This window comes from Methylobacterium nigriterrae, from assembly GCF_037106235.1.
In the GTDB taxonomy this organism is placed as follows: Bacteria; Pseudomonadota; Alphaproteobacteria; order Rhizobiales; family Beijerinckiaceae; genus Methylobacterium; species Methylobacterium nigriterrae.
In genome coordinates this window covers 19,908-34,577 of sequence record NZ_JBAWTG010000055.1, presented here as the reverse complement: position 1 = coordinate 34,577, position 14,670 = coordinate 19,908, and the positions used below count along the sequence as shown (strand labels likewise).

13 protein-coding genes and 3 pseudogenes are annotated in these 14,670 nt (G+C 64.3%); 10 read left to right on the top strand and 6 right to left on the bottom strand.

Features of this window, described 5'->3' with window-relative positions:
• Positions 1–188 precede the first annotated feature (188 nt).
• Together WDW90_RS22980 and WDW90_RS40790 are read left to right on the top strand one after the other, a co-directional pair.
• Positions 189–413: a hypothetical protein gene (locus WDW90_RS22980; RefSeq protein WP_336489783.1), complete on the top strand. Its 225-nt coding sequence runs from the start codon at positions 189–191 to the stop codon at positions 411–413.
• 203 nt (positions 414–616) lie between these two features.
• Complete coding sequence (locus WDW90_RS40790) at positions 617–739, top strand: recombinase family protein (RefSeq protein WP_431311102.1); 123 nt, start codon at positions 617–619, stop codon at positions 737–739.
• Positions 740–938: 199 nt separating this feature from the next.
• Here the strand turns inward: WDW90_RS40790 and WDW90_RS22975 are convergent, their stop codons facing one another.
• A complete protein-coding gene (locus WDW90_RS22975) occupies positions 939–2,579 on the bottom strand; it encodes a protein-disulfide reductase DsbD family protein (RefSeq protein ID WP_336489782.1) in 1,641 nt (546 codons plus the stop codon).
• A gap of 570 nt (positions 2,580–3,149) precedes the next feature.
• On the opposite strand from WDW90_RS22975, the gene WDW90_RS22970 reads away from it, so the two are divergent.
• The 6 genes and pseudogenes from WDW90_RS22970 to WDW90_RS22945 all read left to right on the top strand — a co-directional run.
• Positions 3,150–4,097 carry a GNAT family N-acetyltransferase gene (locus WDW90_RS22970; protein ID WP_431311101.1) on the top strand — a complete coding sequence of 316 codons (948 nt, stop codon included), beginning with the start codon at positions 3,150–3,152 and terminating at the stop codon, positions 4,095–4,097.
• Between the two features lie 101 nt (positions 4,098–4,198).
• Positions 4,199–5,617, top strand: coding sequence for a polysaccharide deacetylase family protein (locus tag WDW90_RS22965; RefSeq protein WP_336489780.1), 1,419 nt, complete (start codon positions 4,199–4,201; stop codon positions 5,615–5,617).
• Positions 5,618–6,397, top strand: coding sequence for a formyltransferase family protein (locus WDW90_RS22960; protein WP_336489779.1), 780 nt, complete (start codon positions 5,618–5,620; stop codon positions 6,395–6,397). It abuts the gene before it with no gap.
• A gap of 353 nt (positions 6,398–6,750) precedes the next feature.
• Positions 6,751–7,042: pseudogene (locus WDW90_RS22955) on the top strand (transposase domain-containing protein); the annotation flags it as partial.
• Positions 7,043–8,395: 1,353 nt separating this feature from the next.
• Positions 8,396–9,154: a CDP-diacylglycerol diphosphatase gene (locus tag WDW90_RS22950; protein WP_336489778.1), complete on the top strand. Its 759-nt coding sequence runs from the start codon at positions 8,396–8,398 to the stop codon at positions 9,152–9,154.
• 170 nt (positions 9,155–9,324) lie between these two features.
• Positions 9,325–9,595, top strand: a pseudogene (locus WDW90_RS22945) (IS21 family transposase); the annotation flags it as partial.
• Between the two features lie 65 nt (positions 9,596–9,660).
• Here the strand turns inward: WDW90_RS22945 and WDW90_RS22940 are convergent.
• A complete protein-coding gene (locus tag WDW90_RS22940; protein WP_336489777.1) occupies positions 9,661–10,887 on the bottom strand; it encodes an IS110 family RNA-guided transposase in 1,227 nt (408 codons plus the stop codon).
• Between the two features lie 207 nt (positions 10,888–11,094).
• Here WDW90_RS22940 and WDW90_RS22935 point away from each other — a divergent pair.
• Positions 11,095–11,363: pseudogene (locus WDW90_RS22935) on the top strand (IS21 family transposase); the annotation flags it as partial.
• Between the two features lie 155 nt (positions 11,364–11,518).
• Positions 11,519–11,752, top strand: coding sequence for an antitoxin (locus tag WDW90_RS22930; RefSeq protein WP_336489776.1), 234 nt, complete (start codon positions 11,519–11,521; stop codon positions 11,750–11,752).
• A 134-nt stretch (positions 11,753–11,886) separates the two neighbouring features.
• On the opposite strand, the gene WDW90_RS22925 is transcribed toward WDW90_RS22930, so the two are convergent.
• From WDW90_RS22925 to WDW90_RS22910, 4 genes are all read right to left on the bottom strand, one after another.
• On the bottom strand, positions 11,887–12,186 hold the full coding sequence (locus WDW90_RS22925; protein ID WP_336489775.1) for a hypothetical protein: 300 nt from the start codon (positions 12,184–12,186) through the stop codon (positions 11,887–11,889).
• A gap of 288 nt (positions 12,187–12,474) precedes the next feature.
• Positions 12,475–12,843: a hypothetical protein gene (locus tag WDW90_RS22920; protein WP_336489774.1), complete on the bottom strand. Its 369-nt coding sequence runs from the start codon at positions 12,841–12,843 to the stop codon at positions 12,475–12,477.
• Positions 12,844–12,920: 77 nt separating this feature from the next.
• Positions 12,921–13,145 (bottom strand): hypothetical protein, encoded by a 225-nt coding sequence (locus WDW90_RS22915; RefSeq protein WP_431311100.1) that lies wholly within the window; start codon positions 13,143–13,145, stop codon positions 12,921–12,923.
• 713 nt (positions 13,146–13,858) lie between these two features.
• A complete protein-coding gene (locus WDW90_RS22910; RefSeq protein WP_336489773.1) occupies positions 13,859–14,125 on the bottom strand; it encodes a hypothetical protein in 267 nt (88 codons plus the stop codon).
• Positions 14,126–14,670 lie beyond the last annotated feature (545 nt).

Genomic DNA, 14,670 nt, shown 5'->3' with positions numbered 1-14,670 from the left:
GCAGGCACTCCGGGGCAAGGAGCTGATCGTGACGGGCAACCACGTCCTGACCGTCCCCGACGTGGCGCGGCTGAAGGCCTTCGCGGAGTTCGACGCCGGTTATCTCTGCCTCGACGGGTTAGGTACGTGACGCCCCATCGGCGAACCCAGGCGCTTGCCGCCTTCGGCGTTAGGAGCTGGGGGCAGCGATGACGACGGCAGCGACCAGGGAGGCGATGCTGAGCGACGTGAAGGACCAGATCGGCAGGGCTGAGATGTGCGCGCGGGCGGAGACGGCCGCGCTCCTAGCCCTGATGACGGTCGGGGCCGATCTCACCGAGGTCGAGTTGCGGCTGCGGCGCATCAGGGACGATCTGGAGGATCTGCGCCGCCAGCAACGGACGCTCGAAGCGATGACGGGGACGAAACCATGAGTTGGTCGCCTGGCGCCACGTCGCGGAACGCGGGGGCCGCGTCACTCGGCTTCGCGCCCGGCAGGCGGAGGCGAATGCGCCGCCGGCTGACTGACCTTCCGAGCACTTCCCGAAGGGCCACTTTTCGGTTCCATAAAGGCACTTTTGCGAGCTGGACGGCTTCATAACGCCCAATCTGCGACAGTGCGCCGGTCGTATCCGAGTTGAAGGCGGCCGGACTGTCGGCGCGTGGCATAGCGGCCGAGTTGAACCGGCGGGAGATCGCGACGCCAGTGGGGGGCCGGTGGCACGCCCAGACCGCCATTCGGGTTCTGGAACGCCTCTGAGCGTAGCTGAGGACCGGCTCTGCCGTTCCATTAGGGTCTCGGATGTCGCACGCTCTCCCGTTCCAGGGGCCCGATCCGCTTCTTTGGAACAGGGGAACGCCGGGCCCGGAACGTTCCACACGGGCAAGATCTATCGGAACGCTGTGCTACGAACTACGTCGGGGACAAAGCGAGGATCGACCGTAAGGGGCCCATACCCTCATCGGCGCGCTAGGGGCTGTCTGTCGGTCGGCGTCGAGGCCATACCATCCGCCTTCTTAGCCAATGCCATGGCATCGAAGACCATGCTGGTGGTGAGGATCTCCCGCAGCGGCAGGCCCGATGGCGCGCCGGGCCCATAGACGATGGTGAAGGGCACGCCATAACGTCCGTAGGATGCGAGAAAGGCCGATACAGCCGGGTCCGCCAAGGTCCAGTCCGCCTTCATCGGCAGCACGTCGTCAGCGAGCCGATCTGCCACGAGCGCTCGGTCGAACACGAGGTGCTCGTTGAGACGGCAGGTAGGGCACCAACGTGCGTCGACATCAACGAGTACGGTGTGACCTTCGGCGACGAGCGCGCGCAGGATGCCGCGGTCGAACGGGCGCCAAGCCACCGTGCCAGTTTCAGGTGTGGCCGGTCTTGAGACGAGCCGCCCCTCGGCGAGGACGGGCAATACCAACACCGAAACGGCGAGGGCACCAATTCCGCTTGAGATGGCGCGCCGTACCCGTCCGCCGGTCCAGGATCGCGGCGCGAAGAGCAGGGTCATCACCGCAAGCAGCACGCCAGCACTTGTGGCGACGAGAGGACCGACCTGGGCCGACAGGATCGAGAGCAGCCATAGGGCGGTGCCGGCGAGCGCGAGGCTGAGCCCGCGCCGCAGGTGTAGCATCCAGGGTCCAGGCCGCGGCAGCCAAGAGGCCAATCTCGGAACGGCCGCGATGGCGAGGTAGGGCGCCGCAAGCCCGAGCCCCAAGGCCAGGAACACTGCGAGAATGACCATGCCCGAGCGCGGAAGGGCGAAGCCGATCGCGGTGCCGACAAAGGGTGCCGAGCAGGGCGTGGCGAGCAGTGTCGCGAAAAAGCCCACCGCGAATTGCCCAGCAAGCCCTTCCCTCGCCGGTCCACCGATCCGGCTGGCGAAAGCGCGCGGCAGCGCCAGGTCGAACAGGCCCCAGAGGTTGGCCGCGAACAGGGCGGTGACCACCGCCAGTCCCGCAACAAATCCGGGCTCCTGGAACTGGATGCCCCAGCCGACAATGCCTCCTGCTCGCCGCACGAGGATCAATCCAAGCGCCAGGACAAGAAAGGAAGCAACGACGCCGGCTGCGGTCGCGAGGAAGCCGGCGCGCACCTGAGCCGGTGTGCCGCCGCCGAGGCGCACCGCCGCGAGCAGCTTGAGTGTCAGGACCGGCAGAACACAGGGCATGAGGTTGAGGATGAGACCGCCCAGAAATGCAAGGCCGAGCATGCCGAGCCCAGCCACGGCCTTCTCCCACGGCGTCAGGCTCGTCTCGTCGTGACGCTCCCGCACACGCACCTGCGCCGTGGTCGAGCGCGTGCCATCGGAGACCGTCAGCGAGAACTCGCGCCCGCCGAGGCTGCCCCCGCCCACGAGCGGCTCGGCCAGAGGCAGGAGCACGAGCGCCCCGCGCTTGGAACTATCGAGGGTTACACGGGCAGGGCCAAGGACGAGCGGTAGGCTGGACGTGATCGAGAGGGCGGCATCGCCCAAGGGCTGGCTCGACGACAACTCGACAGCGAGCGCCGGACGGCCGTCGACTGATCCCTCCCGCACCTCACCGATGTCGAGCCCATCTGCCGCGACGGCTGCCGTCGCAACGAGCAAGAGCAGCATGCAAGCCGCCATGAGGTGCCGGACGGCATGTTTCCATGGCCATTCTGCAGGCATGCCGGACCTCTCGCGCCGCTACACCGAAGCACAGATGCGTGATCAGGAAATTGCCGAATGACTGCGCTAACCGGCAAGGATCACGCCGGACCGACATTAAGTGCAATCGCATCAATCGACCAGCATCCGAAAAAAGGGCTCCTATCTGCGCTGGTCTCACAGAGTGGATGAAGCGGATTGGGCGCACTGCATGAGGTCGCACGGAGTTTTGCAGGGCGGCATGCTTAGCCATACGCCAATCGGATTAAAACCAAATTTCTCTCGATATTCTGTCTATATCAGTTGAAGTAAGTACCCTGCGTTTACTTTGTGTATGGGGGCATACACAGAATGTACACAGGATTAGTTTCTTGCCGGCAGCTTATAAACGGCATCCTATGCGGGACCGTAGAGTGTCTTGAGCGTCACTACTACGAGTTTGATGTTGTTCGATCAACCGTCGACCTCGCTGCGCTGTTGGATGAGTGGAGGGACCTGCAGGCGGTCCACGGAACCTACGTCTTCACCGACCCAGCCATGGTGGAGGCGTGGTGGCGTCTGCGTGGCGAGTTGGCGGGCGAGATGCTCCATGTCATCACCGCGCGCCGCGCAGGCCGGCTCGTTGCCGTGGCTCCTCTCGCGGTCACGTGGCGGTACGGCCTGCGGTTCCTGCGCTGGGTGGGAAGCGACGTCTTCGACTACTGCGATATCCTCGCTGCCGACGAGCGCGCCAGCTCCGCGCTGTGGCGTGCCATCCACCGATGCGGAGGCTTCGATCTCGCACTTATCAAGACCGTCCAGGCCGGTACTGCGACCAACCGCTGGCTGGCACAGTCGGCGAAGCACGTTCGCAGCACGCCTACCTTCGCGGTGAGGCTGAGCGAATTGCACAGCGCGCCCTGGCTTCGATGGAGCAGCGACGCGCGGTTCCGGAAGAAGACGCGGCGGCTCGTGCAGAAGGGCGTCCGCTACGAGGTGCTGCGAGCCGGACCTGTGCCGGAGCGGGTGTTCACGGCTTTGATCTCTCAGAAGACGGCTTGGGCGGCGCGGCAGAAAAGGGTGGGCTTGTGCAACGATCCAGAGGCTGCGGGTGTGATCCTGCGCGGCATCGCCGAGGGCTTTGCGAGGGCCGGCGTGCTGCATCTCTCCTGGCTTGAATGCGACGAGGGGATCATCGCAGTGCATCTCGGCTGCGTGCATGCGGGCAGGCTGTATTATTTCATGAAGAGCTACGACGCAGCGTGGTCCCCCCTATCGCCCGGCGCGCATCTCCTCGCGGCCAATCTGGTTTGGAGCGCGGCCCATGGCTTGAACGAGGTCGACTTCCTGCGAGGAAGCGAGGGATACAAGGCTAAGATCGCCAATGTTCGACGCAGTCCTGGCGACTTCCTGTTTGCAGGGTCCCTGCTGGGCCGGCTTGCTCAGCCTGTGATCCACCTCGTCCTGTCGCGCAGCGGTCACGAATTGAGTGCCCAGGCTCCATAACACCCAATCCGCGCCAGCGCGCGGGCAGGCCCCTTAGCCAGAGGCGGTCTCAGAAACGTATCCGGTGCTCGGGGCCATCAAGCCGCCCGAGACCGACCTCGATGGAGATCGCATTGAGCTGCCCACCCATCGAAACGCCTGGCATAACCCTCTCTGTCGGTGAGAACGTACCGCACCAAATCAGAGCGGCGCTGCTTTACACGTTGGATGAAATAGCCGTTCGGCTTGGGCGAAGGATCCAGTTAGCTGTCGGAGAAACAGACATTTCTTATGGTGGTACTCAGGGGCGGACCCTCGTGCCATTTGAGCCAACCGCATGGGGCGGCGAGGCGATGTATGAGGTCCGCTGGTTGCCCTCAGGTCGCGCGGTTTGGGCGAACCCAGCCAAAGTTGAAGTTGATCTAATTGGCGGCGTGTTTCGCCTTTTGACCTTGGCTGACGAGGCCTCGATTCCTGAGACGGCGAGGAACGGGCGTGGTGTTTTTCGAGTAACCGAGTCATCGCGCCGGAATAGTTCCGCTATTCCCTTGGTAGAGCACCATGTTGCGGAACTCGCGAGCCAGCTTGGTCTCGCAAGCCCGATCCGGCCATGGCCTAATGGCTCCGTTATGGCGCTCGTGATGACTCATGACACCGATGCTGTTGACCTCTCTGCCTTGAGTGAGATCACCATCAACACGACGAAATACCTGCTGCGTCGAGACCCAGCATATGGCGAACTGGCGAAGCTCGGATGGAGAGAAAGGGCTCGTGCCCCAGTGGAGAGGAGCTATTTCGGCTCGTTCGAAGCCTGGGCCAATGTGGAGCGCGCCTACGGCATCTGCTCGGCGTTTTATCTATTTCACCGTAGGCGCGTACGGAGGCGGCTGAACGACTGCCGCTCGACTGTGTTCAACCGGGCCGTTGATTGGACGGTTCTGCGGCGGCTTGCTAGCGAAGGTTGGGAATTTGGTCTTCATAGTGCGATTGAGGCGAAGACCAGCCTCGACGAGTTCGTCGACACGCGGAACGATATTGAGCGGGCATTGGGACAGCCTGTTGCGGGGCTGCGCCATCACTATTGGGCGCTCGATTGGCGGAAGCCGTATTTGACCTGGCGCAAACACGTCAACGCGGGATTTCGGTACGACCTTTCTTGTGCGTGGCAGGATGCGCCTGGCTTCCGGGCGGGGACATCGCTGCCGTATCGTCCGTGGGACCCGGAGCGTCGCAAGGCCCTGGATCTCTACGTTGTGCCGACCGCGATCATGGACGGTCATGTTATATCCGGAACGGGTTTCGACGTTGCTCGAAGGCGTGCGGACGAAGTGATTGAGACGATCCGGGCAGTCGGCGGCGTCGCGATGCTCGACTGGCATACCGAGACAGCCTTCAACCGACTCGCTTATGAGGGTTATCGGGATGTTGCGGAACAGATATTGTCTCGCTGGTCCGGCAGCTCGACTTGGGCGGCCACGCCTTGGAAGCTTGTGAGCCATTGGCACACTTGGCGGAAGCAGATCTCTCTTGGAGATGGCTAGATGAAAGGGTTGCGCATCGGCGTTCTTGCAATGGCCGATAACCCCGCGTCTGTGGCGCTCATTCGGGAGCTTGGCCTTCTTGGGGTCACCGTACATGCCCTATTCCTTGCTAGGCCCGGGACACGGAGCAATCTGAAGCGGATCACGCGCAAGTTGCGTGCCGCCGGAATCTATTCGACGTTCAGGCGCGCCGTGTTCGCGATGGACCGTCGATTGTCGATGAACTCGTCTCCTCCCCAGGCCGAGGCGGCTTCCTTGGTGAGGACGATTCATGTTGTCACTGGTTTTGGCACGCCGGAAACTCAGCGTCTCATCCGCGGCGAGAACCTGGACCTCCTCCTCTCCTACACCGACGAGATCCTGCGACGCGCTACGTTTTCAATTCCACGGCTTGGGACGCTGAATGCCCATCCGGGTTGGAATCCTGAGTATCGCGGACTCGGAGCCGTGCATCGTATGCTGCGGGATGGTTACCTGCCGGCCGTGACGGTACATTTCATAGATGAGGGCATTGACACGGGTCCAATTCTTTTTCGAGATGTCATTGAGAACCCGGTGTTCGAAAGGGGCGAAGTATCAGAGGTCTGCCTCGCGACCGCACAGGCCCGAGGCTTCGCCAAAGCACTGGAAATCCTCAGCCAGGGGCCAGTGAGGAGTGTCGACACTTTCCTCGAACCTTCTCGGATGTCGCGAGGGCTAAATTTTGCAGAGGTGGCCGACATCAGAGCGAACGTGGTTAGGAACCTGTTGGTACTTCGCCGTATTGACCAGCGGACCTGACCAAGAGGGAGCTGCCAAAGGAATATCATTCTTCATCGAGCTGTGAACGGGAGGTGCGATCCGGGCTGCGGTCCTCTCGGAGGAGGTGCTCGCCGGCATGTACCCCGCCTCGCTGAGTGCCTCTGCAATTGCGGTGTAGAGCGCGTCCTGCATCAACGTCACCCGACCAGCCGGACCCGAGCCGAGAGACACGTCGCCTGTGCCTGCCATGCGCCGCGTTCTGCCTGGAGGTCGAGCACTTGGGCATTCAAGGCCGCGATGGCGCCCTGCATGGGCCAGCCGCGAAGATTTTGAGATTCACGGCTCGTTAGGCATACGGGCCGAGGTTGCGCCTCCGATCCTGGAGGCTGCTCATGATCCTGAACGCCATTGCCGCCAAGCTGAAGCGCCGGTCCAAGGACGACTTCAGGGGGCCGCCATTTCGAGGCGGCGCTGATCCTTCAGGCGGTCTCCTGGTACCTGCGGTACCCGCTGAGCTACCGCGACATCGAAGAGCCGTTCCTCGAACGCGGTGTCGAGGTCGACCACTTCACCCTCAACCTCTGGGTTCTCGCCTACGCGCCCGCCATCGAGCGGCGGCTGCGGGCCTTCCGCAAACCGCACTGTGGCTCGATCCGGGTGGATGAGACCAGCGCTCCGTTGCGGGCCTGCGAGCGGCTGTTCTAATCACTGCGTACTACCTCGTAAGACCAAATATTCAAAGTCGTCATCAGAGATAATTGCCGGTAATCTGCTTCTTCGTCAGAATATATCCGCCGCTTATAGAAAAACAAGTACGCGGGCAAGGCCGATGCGAGCAAGTAGCTGGATAATCCTACCAGTATTCATGATGCTGGCGGATGCAATGTTGGTTTCTTCTGCAGGGGCGGCAGAGAACGACGGGGGAAACGCGGGTGGCGCGCCGAGAAGCCAGCACGACAAGCTGTCAGCTGACCTTGATCGTTTGGTCGAGGATCTAAGAGTAAAAAGCGCACTGCGCCAGAAGCGTGAGGCCGGACCGGAACCTCGGTCGCCCGTGGAGACGGATGCTGCTTCAACGCACCAGCCGCTCCCGCAGAATGACGCAACGCCAGATTACCGATCGGTGGTTCAGAAGAGACTGGATGACGACGAGCGGAGCTGGAAGCGCCTGACCAACTCGATCTGCGCGGGATGCGGGACAGCCCACCAGCCCGTGAAAGCCCCTCCCGTGAACCCGGGGGAAGTGCTCGCGAGGCACTCGCTTCCTTCGGGAGACCTAGAAGCTAAAGCATCGGAGACGGCGAAAAACACCTCCCCTGTGCGCGTTGCTGCCGCCCCGCGAAAGAGGCTGCGCTACGCAAAGCTCAGACGGCAGCTTCTCAGCCAAACCCGACGGGCAGCCCACATCCGCCAGCGTTCCCGGACCGCTTCTCTACATCCAGCTTGGAGCGATAGGCATGTCGCTCGCGCGCGGGTTCGATTTGCCGGGCAAGCGTTGCGCATGTACCGAGCCCACTGGCAGACGCGAAAAGTTGTGGCGATCAGGAGACGGTTTGTTGCGCTTGGGAGCAAGTGGGTACGCGCGCGCAACCCAGGCCATTCACCACACCGGAACCGGCAACGGTATGCGTTGTGCACGTACAGCTACGGCGCCTACTTCCCAGCGGCCCTGTGGCCAATCGCGTGTGTGAGTTCACAGTAACTCCTTCTGTGCGCCTGAATCCGTATGGGTGCAGGCTCGATCGCACCCTGTGGCTCTTGTGCTCGGCCCGAAGCGGCAAGGGCATCTAGACCAGACACTCTTGGATTGAGGCGGAAGGCGACGAAAGAGAGCTCCATAATTCCCCTTGCGCGAGCCAGATGGCTCCGTAACGTCTAACCTGCGAATTGCGAGGTGTCCCGAGGGACAAGGCGCAGCTGCGGGAAGCCCACCCTCGCATCCGCCGCTCGGCTCACGCCTGGATCGCTCTCGGCCTTGGCTGACCTGTATAGAGCGTTGCAGAGAGCGTTTGGGCTCTGGGATCACAAAGGGGGCCGATGCGCCGCGCGGTCGTGTTCGCTGTCCTGCTGGGCATTGTCTGGCCCCCAGTTGCCGCCGAGGCGACCCGGCAGGTGCTCTGGGTGGCGCTGCAGGCTTGCGTCCTAGCCAAGAAAACTACCGGCCGCACCTTCCCCTGTCTTGCGGTTGATCTCGGCACTTCCGATCGGCCGGGCACAGCCGTGCTGCGAGCACCAGGGCAGCCAACCCATACGGTCGTCATGCCGACCGAGCACATCATCGGGCTCGAGGCGCCCGAGTTGCAGGGCCAGAACGGCAACATCTACTGGCGCGCCGCGCTGGCGGCCCGGCACTATGTGACGGATGCCCTGCACGGCGCCGCATCGATCGGGGACGTCGGCCTGGCGGTGAACTCCGAGGGCGGCCGCAGCCAGGACCAGCTTCACATTCACCTCGACTGCGTGCAGCCGAGCGTGCGGCTCGCACTGCAAGCGTATGCGCGCAGCATCCACCACACCTGGGCGGCGATGCCGATTGCTCTTCAGGGCAGCCGTTTCTTTGCCATGCGGGTCGAAGCGGCCGAGATCGAGAGTTTCAACCCCTTCGCAGCCCTCGTGCGCCTACCGGGCCGCCAGCCCGATCTGTCCCAAACGAGCTTTGCCGCGATCAGTGAGTCTGCGGACGATCCCAACGCCGCCGTCTTCCTGCTGGCCTACCGGGCTGCCGCCGCCTATGCGGAGAAGCTGCTCGACCCCACGTGTTCGGGCACGGCCAAGCCTGTCACAGCAGCTCGTTGAGCATCCTGTTGCGGCGGCTGCAGGAGTGCCGTCGGTACCTGCTCCGCAACACGACAGCCCTCCTCGCCTTGGTGGCTCTCACAGCCATCGCTCCGGCTCATCACCAACCGACCCCAGCATCCATATTGCCCGGCGCCGTAGGTCCTGGCTTCGCTCCGGATCTTCACCCCTTCGCCCGCTTCGTTCCGCACCAGGACCTGCAGATGGTCCTGCGCTGCCATATCGCCGCCTTCGCCGCGCTGGGCAGCGTGCCGGGCGAGATCCTCTACGATCGCATGAAGATCGCGGTGAGGGCGAGGACGGCCACATCATCTACAACCGCTCGCGCTCGTCGCGCTGCCCGCCCACTACCGCTACCTGCCACGCGCCTGCCGGCCTTACCGGGCCAAGACCACGGATGAGGTTGAACAGCCCCTTTCGGCGCTGATCGTGCTATTTTTCTGTCGCCCACGGGTGACCACGTGACGAAGAGCCGGGTTCGAGGTGCAAGCCCGGCCGCGCCGTTCTCACAGCCGCTCCTCCTTTGCGGCGCCCGTGGGCACCCGGCGCCCGCGTCGGCTCCAGCCCTCGGTCAGGCGCCGGTAGGCAATCTCCGCCTGCTCGACGCGCCGCCGCTCTTTTTGTCGGACCCGCGTCAGGTTGTAGGCATAAGCAGTTCCGCGCTGGCCACGCCGCGCCGGCTTTCCCGAACGCAGCTCCAGCTCGCGCAGCTTCTTGGCATGCAGCGCCAGGCGCACCCAGGCATAGTCCTCGCCGCGCGTGAGCAGGTGCCAGATGATTACCGCCAGCTTGCGCGCGACCGCCACCGCCGCGACGTGAGGCCCGCGCCGCGCTGACACGCGCTGGAAGAAGGCGCGCAGCGGTCCCGGCCCGCGCACTGCCTGCCAGGCAGCCTCCACCAACATCGTGCGGGCGTGGGTTCGGCCCTGCTTGGTGATGCGCCCGTGCCGTGGCTTGCCGGAACCGGACTGATGCACGCTCGGGTTCAGTCCGAGATAGGCTACGAGCCGATCCGAGCCGGCAAAGCGCGCCACGGGTCCGATCGCGGCGACCAACCCAACCGCGACCACCAAGTCGACGCCTGGGATCGTCATCAACCGGGTGACGTTCGCGTTGGCGCGAGCCTCGCGCGCCAGCTCGCGCTCGACCACCTTCAGGTCCTCGGTCAGCCGGTCGTGCTCGCGCAGGTGCCGGGCAACCGCGTCGGTCTCGTCGGCCGGCAGCGGCTGCGCCAACAGCCAGGCCCGGCCCCGCGGACCGAACAGGTCGGCGTGGGGACAGGGCGGCACGAGGTGGGCGTGCAGGATCGATTGCACAATCGTCTTCAGCCGCGCCCGCTGTCGCACGATCTGGGTGCGGCGCGTGACCTGCCGGCGCAGGCCCAGCGTCGCCTCGTCCGGGATCCAGACCTCCGGCAGGAAGCCGCTGGCGTAGAGCCGCGCCAGCACGGTCGCGTCGATGCCGTCGGTCTTGATGCGCGCCTCGGCGATGAGGCGCACCTGGCGCAGGTTGGCGATCACGACCCGGCCCACATGCAGCCGGATCACCTCAGTGACTGCACTCGCGTTGCCGGTCGCCTCGACCACGACGTGATCGTCAGAGGTCAGCGTCTTGGCGAACGCAGTCAGGTGATCGCGCGTCATGCCGATCCGGCCCAGACGCCGGACCGCGCCGTCCTCCAGCATCACCGCCTCGGCGAAGACGCGGTGGATGTCCAATCCCACAACCCGCATGAGCCTATCTCCTCGTCGCGATCACGGGAGCTGGCGGGCAACACGGCAACTACGGATTCGCGCTCGCAGCGCATCCGGGCGAGCCGCAGGGGCGGCCAAATAACGGCTCGGGCTCGCAGCCCATGGTTCAAGGGTTGGCCTGCCCGCACTCACGTGCTCCCGGTGTCCCGTGTCCCGGATGGGCTCACCATAGCGCTGATCCGAAGATTAGCAGGACATCAGGGCACCGAGGCCATCATGCCGGATAAGGGCATGGTCGAGCGGCCGTTCCGCACGTGCGCGAGGACTTCTTCCTGGCGCGTGCCTTCCGCGACCTCGAGGATCTGAACGCGCAGTTCGCCAGCTGGCTCGCTACGGTGGCCAACGAGCGCCTGCACGGGACCACGCAACGCGTCATCGCGGAGGCGTTCGCCGAGGAGCAGCCTGCCTTGCGGCCGCTGCCGGCGCTGCCCTTCCGCGCCGTGCTGCCCGTGGATGGACCGCACTCGGCTGACACCGCCCCGAGGAGCCAATCGTAGCAGGGACTGCAGCTGCACGGCTCTCACGTTTTGGCGGAACGAACCCATTTCGAACCCTGCGGTTTCCCGTAAATGTCCTCCAGCCTATGTTCAGGCATCGGCCGGAGCGCCCTATGGAACGACGGGTCAGCCTGTTTCGGAACGGCCGCAACCAAGCCATTCGTATCCCTCGGCAGTTCGAGTTTCCCGGCGACGCCGTCCTGATCCGCAAGGAGGGAGACTGCCTGATCGTCAGGCCGGCGCCGAGGCAGGCCATCGGGGCGGCGCTCAAGGGTGTGCGCCCGCTCGATCCGGCCGACTGGATGGATCCCGTCGAGGATCGTCTCCCCGACGCGGTGGAGGTGTGAGCCGCTACCGGCTCGACACGAACGTCGTCTCAGAGATCATCCGAAACGGCGAGGGCAGCATGGTGCCCGACTCGGCTCTGCTGATCCGAACGTGGAGCGGCAGGGCTGACCGCTGCAGGTCCCGGGCGCCCCTTTCACTCGACGCCGGCCCGCCCCACGATGTGCCGAACCCTCTCCTTCGTCGGTGAGCCAGCAACCTCCAGGCAGCCTGCGCAGATGGAGTTGGTAGCCTTGCGCACAGCCACATCGAAACGGGCTTCGCGTTGCTGCTCCTCTCTGAGCGCCTGTGCAGACTTCTGCTCGATCTTCTGCTGCAGCGCTCGGTCGGCCGGAATTGTCTGAGAGGGCACCGAGGCTGGTCTCGGCTTCGGCTTGGCCTCGGCTCCTGAGGTCACGGCCAGCATCAGTCCGAGCAGGGTTACGACAGAGCGCATCAGGGTTCCTCCGGCGGCCGGTCATGCTGCTGGCGTCGTCGCCATTTGTCGCCGTTCGTACAATTCCCGGTGCGCTTCGAAGGATCCGTGACGGCCCTCAATCACATCAAGCCGGCAGGTGGTCTGCGGCCTCCCATGGAACGAAAAACGGCGGCCATAGGGGCGGCCGCCGAGTTGAGCGTCGGAGTGCTGCCAAAGGGGTAATGCAGCCCAGCCGTTGTGCGCCTCATCGTCCTCCGGCGCCAATCACGCACCCGCGATATTGGTCTCTGGGTGTTGCTGGAGCGATCAGTTGCTGGAAGCGTGCCTGTTCTGGCTCGTGAGGCGATGCTGCGCCGGGATCTGGCTTGGTACGCATCGACTGCACACCGACCTCATCACCGCGCGCATCTTGGCATCGAAGCGACGATTCAGCTCCTCCTGGCTCTTGGCTTTCTCGGACGCCCGCTCCTCGACCGTCCTCAACGACGCCTCGGCCGAACGATCTTGAAGACTGGTCGAGGCGGGAGTGGGCAGGGGCTTTGCAGCGGAAGCTGAGGCGCAGGCAATGAGCGCGCAGGCGGTAAGAGTTGGGAGGCGCATGGTGTTTCGTTCCTGCTCAAAGATGGCTCCAAGCAGTGAGCGCCAAAGACCGCCGCCCGTGTAGTCGTCTGCCACCAAAGGTCAGCCACGCTGAAGTCGCAGCGCCGCCCTCTACCAAATGGCCGATCCTCTCGCCTGCACCCCGCTAGCACTCAGCCGCGCGAGCCCAGATTGATTGCCTGCTCCGGCCGCACGCCAGAGGGCTGCCTTGGTCCGATCGATCCCGTGGTCAGCGGGTCCACTGCCTTCAGGGCGAACGGGTTGAGCCCCTGCTGGTCTATCCTGTCGGCTGAGTAGAGCGCCGCGCACACCAGGGCGCTGATCGCGAGCACGGCCTTCACCGCTTGCCACGCCTGCCAAGCCACGCTGTGCATCACGGAACCCCAAGATGCCTCACATTGAAGGATTTCGGTTAGCGCGTCGCTAACGATGCCGCAGCAGGCTGGCCACGATTGGGGAGTGGCGCCAGCCCGCCTGTCGAGGGTCACCGAGGAGAGGTGGGCGCACCGATCCAGGGGTGGACGGTCGGCAGAGCGCGTATAATCCAGCCGTCGCCCAGCGGTGCATACATGCTGATTCCGGCCGCTCTGTTCGCTGCCTTCGCGCTGCTCCTGCTCATCTGGGGTGGCCTGCTCGGGGAGCGTCCCTGAACAAACACCGAGCAAGCGGCAGGCGACCTCGCTGTCCTCATGAGCGTGTGCTTCGCACTGACGGCCGTCGCGTTGACGCTGGCAACTATGCTGGGCGACTTCTGAGGCGTCCCAGGAAGCCAATACCACGGCCCGGGAGCCTCTTCCCCTTCAGCGAACAGGGCAGGGCTCAGCAACGCGGTGGTGGTGGTTCGACATGGCTGGAAACGCGCGGAAGGTCCGACTGGACGGGTCCACGCACGATCGCGGCGGGCCCCCTTGGTTCATGTCAGCACCCAGCCGTCGTCTCACTCCACTTCAGGCAAGCCCTGTTCGACTGCCCAGACGAGCATGGCGCCGCCTGAGCGCGCCGCGTCATACCGGGACTGCAATCAGGTGAAGCGTGTCGCGCCCAATTCGAAACGAATGCGTGCTGCGGCGCAATGTCGGGGACAGGCAGATCACGCGTCAGCCACCTCGTGCAGCTGGAGAAAATCTGACCGCGCGGCCAGCCACTCAATACCGGAGGCGTGGTAGGTCGTCCCGCCGCAGTCGATCCTGGCGGTCTGCCGATGCGCTCGGTCGAGGCCGGTCGCGAACTGCACCGCTTCCGCCAGCCCCGCGAAGGCTCGAGTCTGGCTGCAGCCGCGAACCTCGCCACTCGCCGACAGCTGGTTCACGGTCCAGTGCACGACCGCGTAGCGGCCCCACTCGATGTCGGTCATCATCGCACAACCTCATCCAGCGGGCTGCCGATCTCTGAGGCAGAGAAAGGGCGGCTCCGTCTGACCCCGCGTCACCTACGCTCCCAATCGTGAACAGGGGATCAACCGCCAGCCCGACGTCGAAGATTGTTCCTGCGCGTTAGGACGTCTTCCGGCGGGCGTCGGCGACATGGGCAACGGCAATTTGCGCTTCGGCGGTTGTGCGCCAACGGTTTTGCGCGGGTCGTGACGGCATGTCACGCCAGTAGCGGCCGTGTTGCCCGGTTGCGCAGTTCCAATCCTTCTCGGCGTGCGCTCGACGGATCATCTAACGATCCGTCAACGGTCGGCGGCGTAGTCTTTTCTCGGCCCGGGCAGGTGCAATCTCTCGACAGCCGACGCGGCCATCGACGAATGACGCTCTGCCTCGGGTCACTGACGAAGGCAGGCCTCTCTGAAAATGCGCTTCCTGATCGCACTTCTTCTCGCGGCATCCGCCATCACAGCTGTCGCTGTCGCTCAAACTGCGCCTGCGACATTGTACTATGCCAAGTGGCAGGCATGCCTTC

Coding starts and splice junctions, on each gene's coding strand:
- WDW90_RS22975 (WP_336489782.1), bottom strand. CDS start 2,579: ATGCTGCTCTTGCTCGTTGCGACGGCAGCCGTCGCGGCAGATGGGCTC.
- WDW90_RS22965 (WP_336489780.1), top strand. CDS start 4,199: ATGGAGATCGCATTGAGCTGCCCACCCATCGAAACGCCTGGCATAACC.
- WDW90_RS22960 (WP_336489779.1), top strand. CDS start 5,618: ATGAAAGGGTTGCGCATCGGCGTTCTTGCAATGGCCGATAACCCCGCG.
- WDW90_RS22925 (WP_336489775.1), bottom strand. CDS start 12,186: ATGCGCTCTGTCGTAACCCTGCTCGGACTGATGCTGGCCGTGACCTCA.
- WDW90_RS22950 (WP_336489778.1), top strand. CDS start 8,396: ATGCGCCGCGCGGTCGTGTTCGCTGTCCTGCTGGGCATTGTCTGGCCC.
- WDW90_RS22910 (WP_336489773.1), bottom strand. CDS start 14,125: ATGATGACCGACATCGAGTGGGGCCGCTACGCGGTCGTGCACTGGACC.
- WDW90_RS22940 (WP_336489777.1), bottom strand. CDS start 10,887: ATGCGGGTTGTGGGATTGGACATCCACCGCGTCTTCGCCGAGGCGGTG.
- WDW90_RS22980 (WP_336489783.1), top strand. CDS start 189: ATGACGACGGCAGCGACCAGGGAGGCGATGCTGAGCGACGTGAAGGAC.
- WDW90_RS22970 (WP_431311101.1), top strand. CDS start 3,150: ATGGTGGAGGCGTGGTGGCGTCTGCGTGGCGAGTTGGCGGGCGAGATG.
- WDW90_RS22930 (WP_336489776.1), top strand. CDS start 11,519: ATGGAACGACGGGTCAGCCTGTTTCGGAACGGCCGCAACCAAGCCATT.